Origin of the sequence: Rummeliibacillus stabekisii (assembly GCF_007988965.1) — a bacterium.
Classification (GTDB): domain Bacteria; phylum Bacillota; class Bacilli; order Bacillales_A; family Planococcaceae; genus Rummeliibacillus; species Rummeliibacillus stabekisii.
The window spans coordinates 405,996-423,969 of record NZ_BJVD01000001.1; the positions used below are offsets into that span (position 1 = coordinate 405,996).

Sequence of the window (17,974 nt, forward strand, 5' to 3'; positions counted from 1 at the left end):
TCCTTTCCGGTTTCATTCACAACTAGTAGTATATCATTTTTCCTTTGAAAAAACATAAAACTATTAATTGATTGCTAGCCCATTTGATATGTGTTTTTGTCATGCTTATGTAATAAAAAAACACACCTACATAAACGTAGTAGGTGTGTTTTTTGTTCCAATTAGAACAGAATTATTTTGCTGATTTGTATAATTCAGCAACTTTATCCCAATTTACAACATTCCAGAATGCTGAAATGTAATCAGGACGACGGTTTTGATAATTTAAGTAGTATGCATGTTCCCAAACGTCCAAGCCTAATAATGGTGTTTTACCTTCCATGATTGGAGAGTCTTGGTTAGGAGTAGACATGATTTCTAATTCTCCGTTAGATAATACAAGCCATGCCCAGCCAGAACCAAAACGAGTTTTAGCTGCTGCTGCGAATTTTTCTTTGAACGCATCAAGGCTGCCGAATTTAGCGTCGATTGCTTCTTTTAATTCGCCAGTTGGTTCGCCGCCACCGTTAGCTGATAATAATTGCCAGAATAATGAGTGGTTAGCATGGCCGCCACCGTTATTGCGTACTGCTGTACGTACGTCTTCTGGAACTGCATCAAGGTTAGCAATGATTTCTTCTACAGACTTACCTTCGAATTCAGATTTACCGGATAAAGCATCGTTTAATCCTGTAACATAAGTATTGTGGTGCTTGTCATGGTGAATTTCCATTGTTTTTGCGTCAATATGAGGTTCTAATGCATCAAATGCATAAGGTAAATTTGGTAATTCGAATGCCATAATAAAAGTCCTCCCTGAAATTAAGTAATAATTACTACAAATCTAGATTATCAAAAATTAGAGTGTTGTTCAAACATTAGACACTTGTTTTTATAGAATTCAGCCTTTTGACTGAGCCTTCACTCAATACTTATACAACCATCACAAAGATGATAATCATAATGATTTGAATAACCCCTTTTGTAAAAACGGAAGTAAGAAAACCAACAAGTGATCCGATACCTGCTTTAAAAGCAGTTTTTAAAGAAGTCCTCTTAAAAATCAGCTCTGCTAACACAGCACCAATAAATGGACCGATTAATATACCTGCAAATGGGATAACAAATGGGCCTACAAGCAATCCAATGGTACTCCCCCAAATTCCTGCTTCACTTCCGCCAAATCGTTTCACACCAAATGCATTTGCTAATGTATCTGCTCCAAATAATAAAAGAGTAAACAAAACCTCAATCACCCAGAACCACCATGGTAATTCACTAAATGAATGGAACAAGCCATGAATGATGAATCCTAAAAATATAAATAACACCGATGGTATGATTGGGTATACCAAACCAACCATGGCGACAATAAAACTCGCAATAACTAATGTCCATGATATAAATTCCATTTAATTAACTCCCTTTTTAGAAACAATCACCTATACCCTTTGTCCAAAAATCCATGCATTTTCACCAAGCATTGTCGAATCTAAATCGCTTCCATGGTACTATAATTTTGGAGGTATTGAATATGAAGATTAAACACTGGCAGTTATTCAAAGATAGTCTATTCCACCCTAAAAAGCTAGCGGCATATAGATTGTTGCCCATTGGCAAAGTTATACAGTATGTATTAATGCTGGTCCTTTTTGTTACAATTGTTTCACTTATTCAATTTGTAACAGGTAGCAGTATAGAAACCAGTCAAATAAATGGATTGAAGGAATTCTTTAATGAAGTGAAATGGCTCATCTACCCCGCTAGCTTTATTCTGTTATTTCTTATTAATTCATTCTCGCTCTTTCTTCAGATTAGTATTTACGCTTTGGCTGGAATGGTAATATTAATTATCCGTAAAAAACGCGGCGAATATCGGCATATTTGGCGTACAGCCGCCCTAGCTGTCACATTACCAACAATTATCGCGACATTATCTGTATTCTTGCCGATACATACTTATATTATGACCATCTTTACAGCGCTTTTGACACTCCTATACGTCTTTATCGCTTCGTCAAAATATCCAAATCAACCTCAAAAATAGTTCTGAATCTCTCTCTTATTCATATAGTAGATGATAAGGAGGGATTTTTTATGAGAATACTAGTTTCCGCACTGATTATTATTATTTGTGCTTATTTTATAAAAGTAGATTTAATCGAAGGTACTGTTTCTAAAGCAGATTTTTATAAAAATCAGCCAGAGCCAGTTTGTACGAAAACAGATGAAATCCAAACTATTAAAGTTACCGTAGCGTTAGGCGATACATGGGAATCTTTATTTGCCTTGTACCCTGCAGAAGATATGAATTTTGCGGATCGTCTAGAATTGGTCTATAAATTCAATCCCCATCTATTAAAGCAAAGCTTTAAAGAGAACGAACAAGTGGTTCTACCTTATCGTATAAAAGCCAACAACAACTGCACAAACTAGGTAAACAATGTTTCTCTCTTGTCATTTCCTTTTGAACACTGCTAAAATAGTGTACAGTAAGGCTTTTTAAATAGCCTATGAAGGAGAGAGTAATTCATGAATGAAATCACGCACCGTTCGAATACACGGAAAGTTCGTGTTGGTGATTTAACAATTGGCGGAAGCAATGAAGTAATCATCCAAAGTATGACAACGACAAAAACGCATGATGTGGAAGCGACTGTCGCAGAAATACTGCGTTTGGAAGAAGCAGGCTGCCAGATTGTCCGTGTTGCATGTCCTGATGAACGAGCAGCGAATGCATTAGCTGATATTAAAAAACGAATTCATATACCGCTTGTAGCGGATATACATTTTGACTATAAACTAGCATTAAAAGCAATTGAAGCTGGCGTTGATAAAATTCGTATTAACCCCGGCAATATTGGCCGTAAAGAAAAAGTTGAAGCTGTTGTAAATGCAGCGAAAGCAAAAGGTATTCCTATCCGTATAGGTGTAAATGCTGGATCCTTGGAACGTAAAATCATTGATAAATATGGCTACCCTACTGCTGACGGTATGGTAGAAAGTGCTCTTCACCATATAAAAATTTTAGAAGACCTTGATTTCCATGATATTATCGTTTCCATGAAAGCTTCTGATGTTAATTTAGCGATAGAAGCATATGAAAAAGCCTCTCGTGCTTTCGATTATCCGCTTCATTTAGGCATTACTGAGTCAGGTACTTTATTCTCAGGAACTATCAAGTCAGCTGCTGGCTTAGGTGCTATCCTTTCAAAAGGAATCGGGAATACACTCCGTATTTCTTTGAGCGCTGACCCTGTAGAAGAAATTAAAGTAGCAAGAGAATTGTTAAAATCTTTCGGGCTTGCTTCAAATATACCGACTTTGATTTCATGCCCTACTTGCGGACGTATTGAAATCGATTTAATTTCCATCGCAAATGAGGTAGAAGAATATTTGCAAACAATCAAAGCTCCTATTAAAGTATCTGTGCTTGGTTGTGCAGTAAACGGACCTGGCGAAGCACGTGAAGCTGATATTGGTATTGCTGGTGCTCGTGGAGAAGGCTTATTATTCCGCCACGGGAAGACAGTCCGCAAAGTACCTGAAGAAACAATGGTAGAAGAATTGAAAAAAGAAATTGACATTTTAGCGGAAGAATATTACCAAAAACAAGCAGCAGAAAAAGCTGCGAATGTGCAACTTTAACCGTTTGGAGGGCGAACTGACTATGGAGAAGAAATATAGTTTTGGCATAGATATAGATGGTACCGTAACAACTCCAGAGTTTCTATTGCCCCATATTAATAAAGCATTTAACAGAAATTTATTATTAGATGATGTCACTCAATATGATTTAACAAAAGTATTGAATATAGATGCTCAAACTTTCTATGACTGGTATCGTAAAGAAGAACTTAATATGTACAGCAATCCTCCAGTCCAGCTCGAAGCTCAGCGGATTCTTTCAAAATGGCATAATGATGTAATGCTAAACTTTATAACTGCACGAGAGGAAAATTCTCGAGAGGTTACAGATCTCTGGTTCAAAACGAACTTACTTCCTTATGATTTACTAGAAATAGTTGGAAATACAGATAAAGTAATCGCAGCTAAGAAACATGGCGTCCATCTTTTCATGGAAGATAAGCATGATAATGCAGTACGTATACATGAGGAATTAAAGATACCTGTCTTACTTTTCGATGCTCCATATAATCGTGATACGATCCCTGATGGTGTCATCCGTGTCCAAAATTGGACTGAAGCAGAAAACTGGGTCAAAAAAGAGTTCGGCATCTAAACAAAACAAGAGCGAAAGAACAAACCAATTGTTCTTTCGCTCTTTTTAAAATTTTACACCTAGCAGTTTTTTCATTTCCTCTAACTTCTTAGGTTCTTTTTTCACAGACATATATGTCATTTCTTTTTTCATCGTATCCTGGAAAAAAAGCGTCCCATCTTTTAGCATATATATTTTATAAGTTAATTTATCCATTTTTTCCGTATCACCAAGTGCCACAATATAGCTTCCATGCTTGTCTAGTTGCTTTACTATAGATGCTTGTTTTTCTGTTTTGGGTACCATTACAACACTCCGATTCACCAGTCGAATGAAGTCTTGAACTTTTGCAGGTTCTTTAATCAATTTGCCTGTCTTTTCAGTAGATACCCCTTGATCATTTACACCTTGAATATAAAGATATTTATAAAATTCGGTTTTCGGTATAATAATTTCACGAGTATTTACTTTAGACTTTCCTTCTCCGCCACAACCAGTAAGCACCATTATAACAGCTAGCATACATACAACAACTTTGATTATTTTCATATTAGGCCCCTCTCTTTCCTTTGCCACTTGTCGTACCTAATTATACAAGAGATTCCAAAGAAAAGATGGTTATGATTAAAGTTGTAACAAGATTGGCAAACCTATTGAAAAAGCGCTTACAGAATTTTTATTTTGCAGGTTTCAAACTTTATTGTTTTGATAGACTGCACTATAATATTATATATAGAAAACAAAAAGGAAGTGGTGGGAAGTAATGATGAGTTGGCAGTATTTGTTCAATTTATTTATGAATTGCTTTATATTCCTCTTCTTCATCCAATATATTTGCTCAATCTTTAAAGCTTCTCGTAAAAGCGGTCTTTCCAAAATATTAATAAATTGCCTTGTCATATCTGCCCTTGTCCTTTTGTCCCTCCCTATACTGGAAGAGTGCGACATCAATTTAGGTTATGTTATTGAATTCCCTTTTGATGATTAAGTAAATTTTCAATTGGAGAAACAGCTATTTTAAGATGCTAACACATAATTTTAAAATCACAAAAGCAATCTTCTGCTTAACAGCAGATGGTTGCTCTTTTTATGTCTTGATTGTTTCAATTCCTGTTTGTTCAGGGTATTGGTCCTCAAGTAAAGGAGTGGTTAATATGTGGCATGCCGCATTTTGGGGAGCAGTGTCAGGTTCAGCTGTCCTGCTAGGCGCTTTAGGCGCATTATTCTTACCAATTAAAAATAGATGGATCGGTTTTATTATGGCATTTGGGACCGGTGTATTAATGGGTGCCGCAACTTTCGAATTGCTTGAGGATTCGGCTCATGATGGTGGTGTAAAAGCAACAGGAATCGGTTTCTTAATAGGTGCTATAGTATTTACTATTTTTGATTATTTGGTATCTAATAAAGGAAAGATTCAGCGTAAACGATCGCAAGGTGATCTAGCAGCATCAAGCGGATTAGCTATTTTTGCAGGTACTATTATGGATGCAATACCTGAATCTATCATGATTGGCGCTAGCCTCATCGGACAGCAAAGTGTCAGTTCCCTCCTAGTTGTTTCTATTTTTATCAGTAATATCCCAGAAGGTCTTTCAAGCACAACAGGTATGAAAAAAAGCAACTATTCAACTGCGAAAATAATTTGGTTATGGATTGCAGTTTTAGCTATTTCGACATTTGCGTCATGGGCAGGGTTTTTCTTCTTAGACGATGTGTCTGCTGCTACCCAATCAGCAATTGCTGCATTTGCAGGTGGTGGTATAGTAGCCATGATTGCTTCAACAATGATGCCGGAAGCCTATGAAGAAAGCGGACCAATTACTGGATTGATTGCAGCCTGTGGTTTATTCATTGCTTTCTTGCTTGATCAATTCTCTTAATTTAATTGCCGCTCACTCTTCGGATGTTTGCGGCTTCATTTTGTGTTTTATACTGCCCTTCCCTTTAACTCCATTCTAATTCACTACTATAATAGAAATTTACCTAGTAGAACTATTATTAAACAATACTTTTTACACATAAACCTTCAAATTATTTATAAATTTTAGTTTGATTTATTCATAAAAATAACTTATTATAAATAGGAATAATTTCGAAGGAGTAAAAACGAATGAAAAAGACCCTACAAATTGGTATAGCTGCAGCTTTAGCAACAACAACGTTTTTTGGTGCTACAATCACTAAAAATGATGAAAATGTTCAAGCTCGTAGTATCTATTCAAATTGCACCGCTTTTAACGGAAAATACGCTCACGGAGTGAAAGTTTCGGCTAAAACGAAAAATACAGTACACAAGCGCAATGGCAGCATAGTTTATGAATACTCACGCGCATATGTTTCCGCAAGTATTTACAAAAAAGCCATGAAACAAAACCGTGATTTGGATAGAGATAGAGATGGAATAGCTTGTGAACGCTAAAAATATCATATAACTTCTATTTAATTTAAAAGCCTGTCTCCGTATACGAGACAGGCTTTCATTGTATTGTATATCTAATTTAAAAAACGTCTCTTTGTAGAAATAAAAATTTTTACGAAATCTTTGTAACGAAAAGGTGATTTTTTAGATATATGAGTTGAAAGGAGGTTAAATATGAACGAGTTAACGGAAATTTATGAAAAATATGGCGACCAAGTTTTTAAATATTTATATGTCTTATGCCGTAATACAGACATTGCAGAGGAACTGACACAAGAGACTTTTTATCAGGCTGTTCGTTCAATAGATAGTTATAATGGAAAATGCAAAATGTCAGTTTGGCTTTGTCAAATTGCAAAGTATACATACTATAAGTACGTGGATAAGCAGGTTAAACAACCGCAATCATCTCACCTAACGAATCAAATACCCTCTGCAGAAAGTAATATTATTGAAAGTGAAAATAAAATTACACTTTACCGGAAAATACATTTGTTAGAAGAGCCATTTAAAGAAATTGTGTTACTTCGAATACTAGGTGCATTGTCGTTTAAAGAAATCGGAGAAATATATCAAAAAAATGAGAATTGGGCAAGAGTTACTTTTTATCGTGCTAAAGTAAAATTAAAAGAGAGTGAGTGAATGTACATGAACAATGAATGTCCTATAGTGCATGATTTATCATCATCCTATATTGACCAACTATGTAGTGAGGAAAGTTCAAGATTTATAGAACAGCATATAAGCACTTGTAAATCATGTGCAGAACTTTTAGAAGAAATGCATAAAGAAATCGATATTCAGAAACAACAAGAATTCTCGAGTCGTTTAGAACAAAAGAAACCATTTCAAAAATTAGCGCGCTATTTTAATGCTCAGAACAGATTCATGAAATTTTCAGGTTATTCGTTTTGGATTACACTTATTATTACTTTAGGTTTTTTTATAAACTCTGTAGGTGTATTTACACAAATTAATCGCGAGAAAGAAAAAGTACAACTAATAGACCAAGAACAACATGAGATCATGAAAAAATCCTTCTCACTATTAACAGATAGTTCACACATAGATACTAAAGCACTTCAAGATGTTTTCCAAGAATATAAAGGTAAATTAAAATTTCTAGCAGTATTTTCAGAGCAGAATATAGAGGATAATACAGTATTGAAAGAAGGTCCGACGTATACTTACCCTATTGACTATTCACAAGCAAAACTTATTATCGGAGAAAAAGGAAAGATTACACAACCAATCATTCCAAATAATTATGATATTGGTACAGTAGCTATGGCAGATGATCAATGGATAGTTCAATATGAATACAAGGAATCATATCTTAAAACAGTTGAAAATGCATTTCAAATTAAACACTATGCCCCTTCTTCTTGGACAGTATTTCAGATACCAATAACGTTAATGTTTATACCTATAATTCTCGCAACTTACTGGTTTATTCAAAAACGAATTATAAAACAAATGAAGAATAATTAAACTTATCTTAGGGTATTTAAAGATTAAGTTAGGAGTGTGAGAAAAAGATGATATTAACTATTACACTTAAAGTTATTCTAGGCTTTATAGCACTTATGATAGTAATTCGCTTAATGGGAAAAAAGGAACTCTCTGAAGTTACTCCTTTCGATATAGTCTTTTTATTGATGCTGGGGGGTATCCTTGAAGAAACTCTTTATGATAACAAGGTACAGGTATGGCATTTTCTCTATGCAATTATTTTATGGACTGTACTGAGCCTTATGACAAATCTTGCTGTTAGGAAATATGATAAATTACGTCCGTTTATTAAAGGAGAACCATCAATTCTTATAAATAAAGGTGTCTTAGATATAAAAGAATTAAAGAAAAATAAAATGGAAACTGAACAATTGCTTTCCTTGCTTCGTCAGCAAGGGATTTTTTCTATTAGAGAAGTAAAATATGTGATTTTGGAACCCGGAGGTCAAATTAGTGTAATGAAGAAGGATTCATCCGATCAAGTAACGACTGATACATTGCCTCGCCTGCTTATTGACGAGGGGCAAATCGTAAATAGAACATTAAATCAAATTAGAAAGAATGAACAATGGGTCATTAAACTATTAAAAAAAGAAGGCTACGAGGATATTAAAAAAGTTTACTATGCAGAATGGTCTGAAGGTAAAGGCCTTTATGTTCAATGCAACGAATAGTTAGTGCTGAAAGAGGATAATAGATTAGGAAATTAGGAAAATTAATAAATATAAAACAACAAAAGCCTGTCAACCTTGTTATGACAGGCTTTCCGCTACACATTCGGGACATTTTCCGTAAATTTCAAATTTATGACTATCAATTTCATAACCAGGCAACTGTTCTTGTAACATATCCATTGGGCAAAGGTGAATTTCTTTAATATTGCCGCATACCATACAAATGAAATGGTGATGATGGTGTTCGGTTTCACATTGCATACGGAAGTGACGTTCACTATTAAGCTCGGTTTCTTCCAGTATACCTAGATCCACAAATGTTGCTAGATTGCGATAAATAGTATCAAAGCTCATGCCAGGATAATCCTTCTTCATCACATCCAACAAATCTCTTGCAGTTAAATATTTACCCGTTTTCGTGAACATGTCTAAAATCTGTTCACGTTTATCCGTTTTTTTGTAGCCACTTTCCTTCAGAATATCCCATGCTTTCGATATATTCATGAGAATGCCTCCTTAACTCTTTTTCGCACGAATAGCTATAGCAGCTTTCTTTCCGACAATGACGAATAGTAAAATGAAGATAGATGTCACTACGATTGTTCCGCCTGGTGCCAAGTTTAAATAGAAGGCTGAAATCAAACCAATCATAACAGCCAACTCCCCAAACAAAATTGCAAAGAAAATCGTTTGTTTAAATCCTTTGGCAATGCGGAGACTTGCAGCCACTGGCAATGTAATAAGTGATGACACCAGTAAAATTCCGACAATCCGCATACTTGCTGCAATGACTAATGCCGTCACAATCATAAAAAGAAAATGAATCCATTTTGCAGGAAGTCCGCTTGCTTTCGCATATTCCTCATCAAATGATAAAACAAATAGCTCTTTATAAAAGAAATAAACAAAAACAACTACTAAAATAGCGATCGATAGGACTACCCAAAGATCCTGTCTACTTACAGCTGATACAGATCCAAATAAATAACTGAATAAATCAGTACTAAAACCTTGTGCAAGAGAAATAAAGATTGCACTAACACCAAGGCCAGCCGACATAATAATAGGAATAGCCAATTCTTCAAAATGCTTATATAAACGACGTAAACGTTCAATTACCATTGAACCGCCGACAGCAGACAGAATTCCTAAATAAATCGGATTTAATAAAGCCAATGCTGAGAATGTTTGGCTGAGATATAAGCTTCCAGCTATTCCGGCTAAAGTTACATGGCTTAACGCATCTGCAATTACAGATAATCGACGTACTACAATGAAAACTCCTAATAACGGAGCGATTACGCCAATAATCATGCCTGACAGAAATGCATTTTGTAAAAAATCATAATGCAATATAGATGAAATCATTATTTATTCTCCTTCTTCATATGAGGAAGTTGGCGTACCGAATGGCCATACCATTCATTACGCTGATCTGCTGATATCGAATCATAGTTATCTTTATAGCCATGAAAATGAATCGTTTTGTTTAAACATGCAACATGGCTGATCGTATCCGTCAGTGTGTCCACATCATGTGTTACCAAAATCATTGTAATTCGCAGTTCCTCATTTAAATGATAGAGCATATCATAGAATGACTGTACATTTTCGTAGTCTATTCCGACAGTTGGCTCATCTAGAATAAGCAGTTTTGGTTCTGCAATCAGCGCCCGTGCTATAAATACACGTTGTTGCTGGCCTCCTGAAAGCTCGCCTATATTGCGATTTGCAAATTGTTCCATGCCTACAGCATGCAATGCCTCGAACACTCGCTCTTCTTTATTGGGAAGATGTCTTTTGAACAATCCAATTTTTTTAGTTAGGCCGCTTGCTACTACTTCTTTTACTGTTGCTGGGAAACCCGCATTAAATGAATTCGATTTTTGCGACACATAACCGATCCACTCTCGATGTTTAAATGATGTACTCTTTTCCCCGAACAGTTTTACAGAGCCCTTTGTTGGCTTTAATAGGCCCAAGATAATTTTAAGCAGTGTAGATTTGCCAGAGCCATTTGGACCCAGCAACGCAAGAAAGTCGCCTTCTCGCACAACAAGCGATATATTATGTAACACTTCCTGATATTCATACTGAAACGAAACATCTTCTAGTTCTATTAATGGCTGTTTCAATTAGCCTCACTTCTTTCTAATTCATAATCATTACGATTTATGTCAAATAGTATAGCGAATTGAAGGTGCTTTGTAAAGACAATTACATTAAAGGGGATAAGCGAATGGATTATTTAGCATTAATTAGTGAGATGAATCGAAAAACGGATAAGGAGCTTGCTGAATATGCCAAAGTTCATCAGATTCCACTTTCGAAAAAAGAAATACAAAAACTGCGCCCACTTCTTTCAAAATTTTCGTTTCAATGGGTCCTGACAGGAATTCCGGATAAAGTCCTGAAAGAAGTGGAAGAAATTCTAGGCAAGAAGAAAACAAAAGAATTATTAGGTAAATATGCAAAATATCTTTAATCATTAATAGAAGGCATAGCAAAAGGCGAAATGCATGAAAAATGCATTTCGCCTTAGTTTTGTTCTGTTGCTTTGTTCGTTTCTTTAAACTGGTCTAACCCCATGTTTACGTTCTGTAAATGATATATCTTTCGTTTTATAGGCTTCGAATCTCGCTTCTAATGTAGCCCGCAACTCATTTGGTTGTATGACATCATCAATTATGAGCTCAGATGCTAAACGATAAACATCAATTTCAGCGCGATATTCATTGCGCTTTTCTTCAATAAATGCAGCTTGCTCTTCTTTTGGTAACTGTGCGATTTTATTCGCATAAACTGCATTTACAGCTGCTTCTGGACCCATTACAGCAATTTGGGCAGTAGATAAGGCGATGCACGCATCTGGCTCAAATGCTGGACCAGCCATTGCATACAAACCAGCACCATATGCTTTTCGAACGATGACAGTTACTTTTGGAACTGTTGCTTCACTCATTGCAAAAATCATCTTTGCGCCGTGGCGAATAATGCCCAGTTTCTCCACTTGAGTACCAATCATGAACCCTGGTACGTCGGCTAAGAATAAAAGCGGTATATGGAATGCATCGCAAAGTTGGATGAATTTTGCCGCTTTATCCGCTGAATCATGGAATAAGACACCACCCTTAACTCTCGGTTGGTTAGCGATAATACCGACTGATTGGCCGTTAATTCGCGCAAGACCTGTAATAAGCTCCGCAGCAAAAAGCTTTTTCACTTCACAGAACGATCCCTCATCAACAATTCGGTCAATCAGGTCATACATATTAAATGGTACATTCTGATTGGCAGGAATAATCTCTTCAATCGTTTTTTCAAAGTTCGCTGGCAGTTTAGGCTCTTCTATTACCGGTTTAATTTTAAAGTTATCAGGAAAATAAGAAATATATTGGCGTGCGTAGGCAATTGCTTCTTGTTCTGTTTTTGCTAAAACATCGCCACATCCAGATGTTGTACAGTGCATTTTTGCTCCGCCCATTGTTTCTAAGTCTACTTTTTCCCCAATAACCATCTCAGCCATCCGAGGCGATCCTAAATACATGGAAGCATTCTTTTCAACCATGACCACGATATCACAAAACGCAGGAATATATGCTCCGCCTGCTGCTGACGGACCAAATAACAAGCAGATTTGCGGTATGCGTCCGGATAGTTTGACTTGGTTATAAAAAATACGTCCTGCTCCCCTTCTTCCTGGGAACATTTCAAGCTGATCTGTAATCCTCGCGCCTGCTGAATCGACTAAATAAAATAGCGGTACGCCTAGTTTTTCGGCAGTCTCTTGAATTCGAATGATTTTTTCAACAGTACGGGCCCCCCATGAGCCAGCTTTGACTGTTGAATCATTAGCCATAACACAAACCGAACGTCCATGGATTTTTCCTATGCCTGTAACCACACCGTCTGCCGGCAAATCTTTCGCTAAAACATTGGCAAACGTTCCATCTTCAGCTAATATACCATCATCAAATAGTAACTCAAGACGTTCACGCACAAAGAGTTTTCCTTGTTCACTATTTTTCGCATGATACTTTTCGTTTCCACCTTTTTGAATCGTTTCTTTCATCTCATCATGTTTAGAGCGTGTTGTTAGTTCCGCCATTTCTGTCATCCCCCTTATTTTCCTTGATAAACAGGTGTTCGTTTTTCTTGGAAAGCCTTTAACCCTTCTAAACGGTCTTCAGTGGGAAGCAATCTGCTATAGGCAAGTGATTCAATTTGCAATGCTGTAGAAATATCTGTTTGCATCCCATAATTTATCGCTGTTTTGGCTTGTTCCAAAGAAAGTGGAGCATTTTTGGCTATTTCTTTCGCAAGTGCTACAGCTTTAACCCATACATTGTCCGGTTCTTCTACATATTCCACTATTCCATAGTCCTTTGCTTCCTCTGCAGTTAGACGGCGAGCTGTGTATATTAATTCTTTTGCTTTCCCAACACCAATCAATCGAGGTAAACGCTGTGTACCGCCAGCTCCTGGAATAATACCTAATGAAGTTTCAGTTAAGCCAAGCTTTGCCGCACTGCTAGCAATGCGCAAATCACAGGCAAGGGCTAATTCAAGCCCACCACCAAACGCTACCCCATTGATAGCTGCAATAACAGGCTTAGAAATGGACTCAAAATGAGAGACGGTTTGGCCAATAAGGGCCACTGTTTGTTTTGTTTCCATCTCCGTCATACCGTGCCGCTCTTTCAAATCTGCCCCTGCACAAAATGCTTTCTGACCTTTTCCTGAAACAATCACCACACGAACAGACGGATTGTATTGAACTTCATCCAATACATCGTTGATTTCTTGTAGCATCTTTCGAGATAAGGCATTCGCTGCCTCAGCTCTATTGAACAGAATGGTGGCGATGCCTGCTTCAACCTCAAGCTTTACATACTCCGCCATGATTCTCCTCTCCTCTCGCTACTGCTACTAATTTAGAATGTAGTGGTTTCCCCAATTTTTCTTCCACATACAATGCAGTTTGTACAATTTTTTCTCGCTGAATCCCCGTTTGAATACCCATGCCTTCGAGCAAATATAGTAAATCCTCAGTGGCAACATTTCCTGATGCCCCATGTGCATATGGGCATCCACCAAGCCCCCCTATAGAGCTGTCAAACTTTTGAATGCCATGTGCAAGGCTTGCCATTACATTAGCTAAGGCCATCCCTCGAGTATCATGGAAGTGCATCGCTAATTGATCTGTACTAAAATGGCGGGTCATTTCTTCTAAGAGAGCATCAACCTGAGTAGGAACACCTACTCCAATCGTATCACCCAGTGAAATTTCTGAGACGCCCATTTCAAATAGCTTCTCCGCAACCCTTGCGACCTGGACTGGAGAAACCAATCCATCATATGGGCAAGCAATAACAGTTGAGATATAGCCTCGAACAGTTTTCCCTGCAGCAAGGGCGCCTTCTGCTACTTCCTTTAACACAGGGTAAGTCTCAACAATCGACTTGTTAATGTTTGCTTTATTGTGCCCTTCGCTAGCAGACATAAAGATACTTACTTCATCAATGTCAGCTTCTATTGCACGTTCTAATCCTTTGCTATTCGGCACGAGAGCACCATATGTAATTCCTTTTTTACGCTTAATTCCTTTTAAAACTTCTACTGCATCAGCAAGTTGCGGAATCCATTTTGGATGGACAAAGCTTGTTACTTCAATATAATTGAGTCCTGTTTCGCTTAAGCGATCTATCAGTTCAATCTTGTCATTTGTATTAATAAGTGTTTTTTCATTCTGTAAACCATCGCGTGGACCAACTTCTTTCACTTGGACGCTTGATGGAAGTTTAATCATTCTCAATCTCCAATAAGTCGTCGTCTACGTTAATAAAATTACCTTCCGCAGCGATTACATTTTTCACTATTCCAGCTTCTTCTGCTGCTATGGGAATTTCCATTTTCATTGATTCCAGGATGACAACATCCTGTCCTGCTTCCACGCGCTCTCCTTCTGAAACCAAAATTTTCCACACTGTTCCTGCCATACTTGCTTTTACTGTTGTCATCATAAATCCCTCCGATTAAAATAGTAGATAGAGAGGTGGTACACTCCTAGTGAACGAAGGCAAAGTTCTGGATTTCTATGTGCCCCCTCTCTATTTTTTTATTTAGGCTTTCCAACTGTTTCTTTTAAGTAATGTTCTTCTACGAATTTAGTAGTCGTTATTCCACTTTTAAACTGTTCATTTTTCACTATATCTAAAAGCATTGGAATATTTGTTTGAATTCCTTCAATTACATATTTTTTAAGTGCTTCCTCTAGCTTTTCACAAGCTTCTAAACGATTACCTGCAAACACAACCAATTTTGCGATCATAGGGTCGTAGAATGGTGTAACTTCACTTCCCTCTTGGATTGAAATCTCGTGTCTAATACCTTCCCCCTCTGGTAATACAAGCTTGGTAATTGTACCTGGAGAAGGGAAGAAAGTTACTGGATTTTCCGCATAAATGCGCACTTCAATTGCATGACCCTTGGCTACAATATCGTCTTTTGAAATGTTTAATACATCACCATAGGCAATTTTCAGTTGCTCCTCAACTAAATCTAACCCCGTAATTTCTTCTGTGACTGGATGTTCAACCTGCAATCGTGTATTCATTTCTAAAAAGTAGAAGTTTTGATCCTTATCTACTAAAAATTCAATCGTTCCTGCATTAGTATATTGGATGGTCTTTGCTGCATTTACTGCAGCCTCAAGCATTTTTTCTCTTGTCTCTTCTGAGATAAATGGAGATGGAGCTTCCTCTAGGACTTTTTGGTGACGTCTTTGAATGGAACATTCCCGTTCGTATACCGGAATAGTATTTCCATGCTGGTCTGCCAAAATTTGCACCTCTACATGATGTGGATCAGCGATAAATTTTTCGATAAACATTTGCCCATTCCCAAAAAAACTTTGCGCTCTCTTTTGATTTCCCTCAAAAGCTTGGCGGAGCTCTACTTCGGTATGAACAAGCTGCATTCCTATACCGCCTCCCCCAGCTGATGCTTTTAACATCACCGGGTAGCCCATTCTATTGGCAATTTCGACAGCTTCTTCAGCGTCTTTTAGTGGATCATTCACACCATCTACAATCGGTACACCTGCTTTTTCCATTGTTCTACGTGCTTCTAATTTACTGCCCATTGCAGCAATGACGTCTGAGGAAGGTCCGATAAATACCAGTCCTTCTTCTTCCGCACGCTTAGCAAACGCGGCATTTTCAGAAAGTAATCCGTATCCTGGATGAATTGCTTCTGCGCCTGATTCCTTTGTTACTTTAACAATTGCATCGATATTTAGATAACTCTGGGCTACCGGCGGCTTGCCTATACAATAGCTCTCAGTTGCATCAGAAACATATAAACTATTCGCATCTGCTTCTGAATAAACAGCTACAGTTTCAATTCCAAGTTTTTGGCATGTTCTAATAATTCGCCTTGCGATTTCTCCACGATTGGCAATTAGTACTTTTTTAAACATTTGAAGCCCCCCTAGTTAATTGATTGAGAGAGTGCGTTGAATTGTTCTCTTAGTTTATATTTTTGAATTTTTCCGGACGCCGTCATCGGATACTCGTCAATAAAGAAAATATACCGCGGTATTTTATGTCTGGAGATCTTGCCATCACAAAATGTGCGAATCTCCTCTTCTGTTGTTATTTGACCATCCTTCAAAATAATCCAAGCTGCTGCTTCTTCACCGTATTTTTCGTCCGGTACACCCGCAACTTGTACGTCAAGTACTTTTGGATGCTGATATAAAAATTCTTCTATCTCGCGTGGGTAAACATTTTCCCCACCACGGATAAACATATCTTTCAATCTACCTGTTACACGTAGGTAGCCATTTTCATCCATTGTTCCCAGGTCACCTGTATGAAGCCAGTTATCTTCATCGATTGCTTCATGTGTAGCATCTGGATTTTGGTAATACCCTTTCATAACAACATAACCACGGGCACAAATTTCACCTTGTTCTCCACGCGGCAATTCTTCGTTGGTGCCTGGTTTAGCGATAATTACTTCCACATTAGGCAATGCACGACCGACTGTCTCTACTTTTAATTGAATAGGATCCTCAATCCTTGTCTGTGTAACAACAGGAGATGATTCTGTCTGTCCGTAACAAATTGTTACATCTTCCATGCCCATCACATTTATGACACCTTTCATGACTTCAATTGGACAGTTAGACCCTGCCATAACACCTGTACGAAGTGAAGAAAGATCAAATTCATGAATATTCGGCAAATTGAGTTCACTAATAAACATTGTCGGTACGCCATGAAGAGCTGTGCACTTTTCTTTCTCAACCGTTCGGAGAACTGTTTCAGGATGAAATTCCTGTACAGGAACCATTGTACCGCCGACAGATGTAATGGCGAGCGTACCGATTACGCAACCGAAACAGTGGAAAAATGGCACAGGAATACAGAGTCTGTCTTCATGTGTTAACTTCATACATTCTGCAATATTAATCCCATTGTTAATCAAATTAGAATGCGTCAGCATAACACCCTTTGGAAAACCAGTTGTGCCAGATGTATATTGAATATTAATGACATCTTCATAAGAGAGAGAATTCTTTCGCTCTAACAGTTGTTCATCTGTTATTTCATTGCCTTTGGCCAAAAATTCATCATATGAATATGTGCCGGGATAGCTTTGATCACTAATGACAACAACAGTTTTTAAATACGGCAAACTTTCACTTTGGAGTTTTCCAGGTTCACTTGTTTTGAGTTCTGGGCAAATATCATAAATAGTTTCAATAAAGGAATAGTCGCGATAATGATCGATTAAAATAATCGCGCGTGAATCAGCCTGTTTCAGAAGGTACTCAAGCTCCTGTGAACGGTAATTTGTGTTCACAGTTACAAGTGGTGCACCCATCTTTCCAGAGCCAAACTGCAAACCTGGCCACTCTGGCACATTTGTTGTCCAGACGGCAAAATGATCTCCCTTTTCTAACCCAATCGCCATTAATGCTTTTGCGACGCCATTCGCATGGTCATTAAATTCAGCGTAAGTCATGCGGATATCTCTATCTGCATATACGAGCGCTTCATTTTGTGGAAGTAGTGCAGTTTTTTCATCCAATAATTCGCCTATCGTTTGGTAAACAAGTTCTGCCATCATAATCCCCCTTTATTCTCTTTTATGATA

At 37.4% G+C, this 17,974-nt stretch carries 22 protein-coding genes; 10 read left to right on the forward strand and 12 right to left on the reverse strand.

All coding sequences use genetic code 11. From position 1 onward, the window contains the following. Positions 1-172 precede the first annotated feature (172 nt). The gene (locus tag RST01_RS02005; RefSeq protein ID WP_147193672.1) at positions 173-781 is read right to left on the reverse strand and encodes a superoxide dismutase; all 609 of its coding nucleotides are present in this window, start codon (positions 779-781) and stop codon (positions 173-175) included. 130 nt (positions 782-911) lie between these two features. Further along, a complete protein-coding gene (locus RST01_RS02010; protein ID WP_147193674.1) occupies positions 912-1,391 on the reverse strand; it encodes a DUF456 domain-containing protein in 480 nt (159 codons plus the stop codon). Between the two features lie 122 nt (positions 1,392-1,513). On the opposite strand from RST01_RS02010, the gene RST01_RS02015 reads away from it, so the two are divergent. The 4 genes from RST01_RS02015 (at position 1,514) to RST01_RS02030 (ending at position 4,222) form a co-directional block, all read left to right on the forward strand. Next, on the forward strand, positions 1,514-2,026 hold the full coding sequence (locus tag RST01_RS02015) for a DUF1189 family protein (protein ID WP_221297932.1): 513 nt from the start codon (positions 1,514-1,516) through the stop codon (positions 2,024-2,026). 50 nt (positions 2,027-2,076) lie between these two features. After that, complete coding sequence (gene yqfZ / locus RST01_RS02020) at positions 2,077-2,415, forward strand: protein YqfZ (protein WP_066786537.1); 339 nt, start codon at positions 2,077-2,079, stop codon at positions 2,413-2,415. Between the two features lie 96 nt (positions 2,416-2,511). Then, positions 2,512-3,627 carry a flavodoxin-dependent (E)-4-hydroxy-3-methylbut-2-enyl-diphosphate synthase gene (ispG, locus tag RST01_RS02025; protein WP_147193676.1) on the forward strand — a complete coding sequence of 372 codons (1,116 nt, stop codon included), beginning with the start codon at positions 2,512-2,514 and terminating at the stop codon, positions 3,625-3,627. 22 nt (positions 3,628-3,649) lie between these two features. Beyond that, on the forward strand, positions 3,650-4,222 hold the full coding sequence (locus tag RST01_RS02030; protein WP_147193678.1) for a 5' nucleotidase, NT5C type: 573 nt from the start codon (positions 3,650-3,652) through the stop codon (positions 4,220-4,222). 45 nt (positions 4,223-4,267) lie between these two features. On the opposite strand, the gene RST01_RS02035 is transcribed toward RST01_RS02030, so the two are convergent. After that, positions 4,268-4,750, reverse strand: a complete 483-nt coding sequence (locus tag RST01_RS02035; protein WP_147193680.1) for a hypothetical protein — start codon at positions 4,748-4,750, stop codon at positions 4,268-4,270. A 605-nt stretch (positions 4,751-5,355) separates the two neighbouring features. Between RST01_RS02035 and RST01_RS02040 the strand changes: the two genes are divergently transcribed. From RST01_RS02040 to RST01_RS02060, 5 genes are all read left to right on the forward strand, one after another. Next, a complete protein-coding gene (locus tag RST01_RS02040) occupies positions 5,356-6,084 on the forward strand; it encodes a ZIP family metal transporter (RefSeq protein WP_147193682.1) in 729 nt (242 codons plus the stop codon). Between the two features lie 230 nt (positions 6,085-6,314). After that, on the forward strand, positions 6,315-6,623 hold the full coding sequence (locus RST01_RS02045) for an excalibur calcium-binding domain-containing protein (RefSeq protein WP_147193684.1): 309 nt from the start codon (positions 6,315-6,317) through the stop codon (positions 6,621-6,623). Between the two features lie 174 nt (positions 6,624-6,797). Continuing rightward, positions 6,798-7,265 (forward strand): RNA polymerase sigma factor, encoded by a 468-nt coding sequence (locus RST01_RS02050; RefSeq protein WP_147193686.1) that lies wholly within the window; start codon positions 6,798-6,800, stop codon positions 7,263-7,265. A gap of 6 nt (positions 7,266-7,271) precedes the next feature. Next, on the forward strand, positions 7,272-8,114 hold the full coding sequence (locus RST01_RS02055) for a zf-HC2 domain-containing protein (RefSeq protein WP_184117499.1): 843 nt from the start codon (positions 7,272-7,274) through the stop codon (positions 8,112-8,114). 47 nt (positions 8,115-8,161) lie between these two features. Beyond that, a complete protein-coding gene (locus RST01_RS02060; protein ID WP_147193690.1) occupies positions 8,162-8,809 on the forward strand; it encodes a DUF421 domain-containing protein in 648 nt (215 codons plus the stop codon). 78 nt (positions 8,810-8,887) lie between these two features. Here the strand turns inward: RST01_RS02060 and RST01_RS02065 are convergent, their stop codons facing one another. The 3 genes from RST01_RS02065 to RST01_RS02075 are packed head-to-tail and all read right to left on the reverse strand — an operon-like array spanning position 8,888 to position 10,944. Further along, a complete protein-coding gene (locus RST01_RS02065; RefSeq protein ID WP_147193692.1) occupies positions 8,888-9,313 on the reverse strand; it encodes a Fur family transcriptional regulator in 426 nt (141 codons plus the stop codon). A gap of 12 nt (positions 9,314-9,325) precedes the next feature. Then, on the reverse strand, positions 9,326-10,177 hold the full coding sequence (locus RST01_RS02070; RefSeq protein ID WP_147193694.1) for a metal ABC transporter permease: 852 nt from the start codon (positions 10,175-10,177) through the stop codon (positions 9,326-9,328). Next, a complete protein-coding gene (locus RST01_RS02075; RefSeq protein WP_147193695.1) occupies positions 10,177-10,944 on the reverse strand; it encodes a metal ABC transporter ATP-binding protein in 768 nt (255 codons plus the stop codon). The genes RST01_RS02070 and RST01_RS02075 overlap by 1 nt, the downstream gene beginning before the upstream one ends. A gap of 104 nt (positions 10,945-11,048) precedes the next feature. Here RST01_RS02075 and RST01_RS02080 point away from each other — a divergent pair, with 104 nt between their 5' ends. Continuing rightward, positions 11,049-11,294, forward strand: a complete 246-nt coding sequence (locus RST01_RS02080) for a DUF2624 family protein (protein WP_147193697.1) — start codon at positions 11,049-11,051, stop codon at positions 11,292-11,294. Between the two features lie 84 nt (positions 11,295-11,378). Here RST01_RS02080 and RST01_RS02085 read toward each other — a convergent pair whose 3' ends face one another. From RST01_RS02085 to RST01_RS02110, 6 genes are all read right to left on the reverse strand, one after another. After that, positions 11,379-12,917 (reverse strand): acyl-CoA carboxylase subunit beta, encoded by a 1,539-nt coding sequence (locus RST01_RS02085; RefSeq protein ID WP_147193699.1) that lies wholly within the window; start codon positions 12,915-12,917, stop codon positions 11,379-11,381. A gap of 14 nt (positions 12,918-12,931) precedes the next feature. After that, a complete protein-coding gene (locus tag RST01_RS02090) occupies positions 12,932-13,711 on the reverse strand; it encodes an enoyl-CoA hydratase (RefSeq protein WP_147193701.1) in 780 nt (259 codons plus the stop codon). Continuing rightward, positions 13,689-14,618 carry a hydroxymethylglutaryl-CoA lyase gene (locus RST01_RS02095; RefSeq protein WP_221297933.1) on the reverse strand — a complete coding sequence of 310 codons (930 nt, stop codon included), beginning with the start codon at positions 14,616-14,618 and terminating at the stop codon, positions 13,689-13,691. Before RST01_RS02095 ends, RST01_RS02090 begins: the two co-directional genes overlap by 23 nt. Next, positions 14,611-14,829 (reverse strand): acetyl-CoA carboxylase biotin carboxyl carrier protein subunit, encoded by a 219-nt coding sequence (locus tag RST01_RS02100; RefSeq protein ID WP_147193703.1) that lies wholly within the window; start codon positions 14,827-14,829, stop codon positions 14,611-14,613. Before RST01_RS02100 ends, RST01_RS02095 begins: the two co-directional genes overlap by 8 nt. Before the next feature lie 98 nt (positions 14,830-14,927). After that, the gene (locus RST01_RS02105; protein WP_147193705.1) at positions 14,928-16,289 is read right to left on the reverse strand and encodes an acetyl-CoA carboxylase biotin carboxylase subunit; all 1,362 of its coding nucleotides are present in this window, start codon (positions 16,287-16,289) and stop codon (positions 14,928-14,930) included. A gap of 11 nt (positions 16,290-16,300) precedes the next feature. Further along, positions 16,301-17,944: an AMP-binding protein gene (locus tag RST01_RS02110; RefSeq protein ID WP_147193707.1), complete on the reverse strand. Its 1,644-nt coding sequence runs from the start codon at positions 17,942-17,944 to the stop codon at positions 16,301-16,303. Between the last annotated feature and the right edge of the window lie 30 nt (positions 17,945-17,974).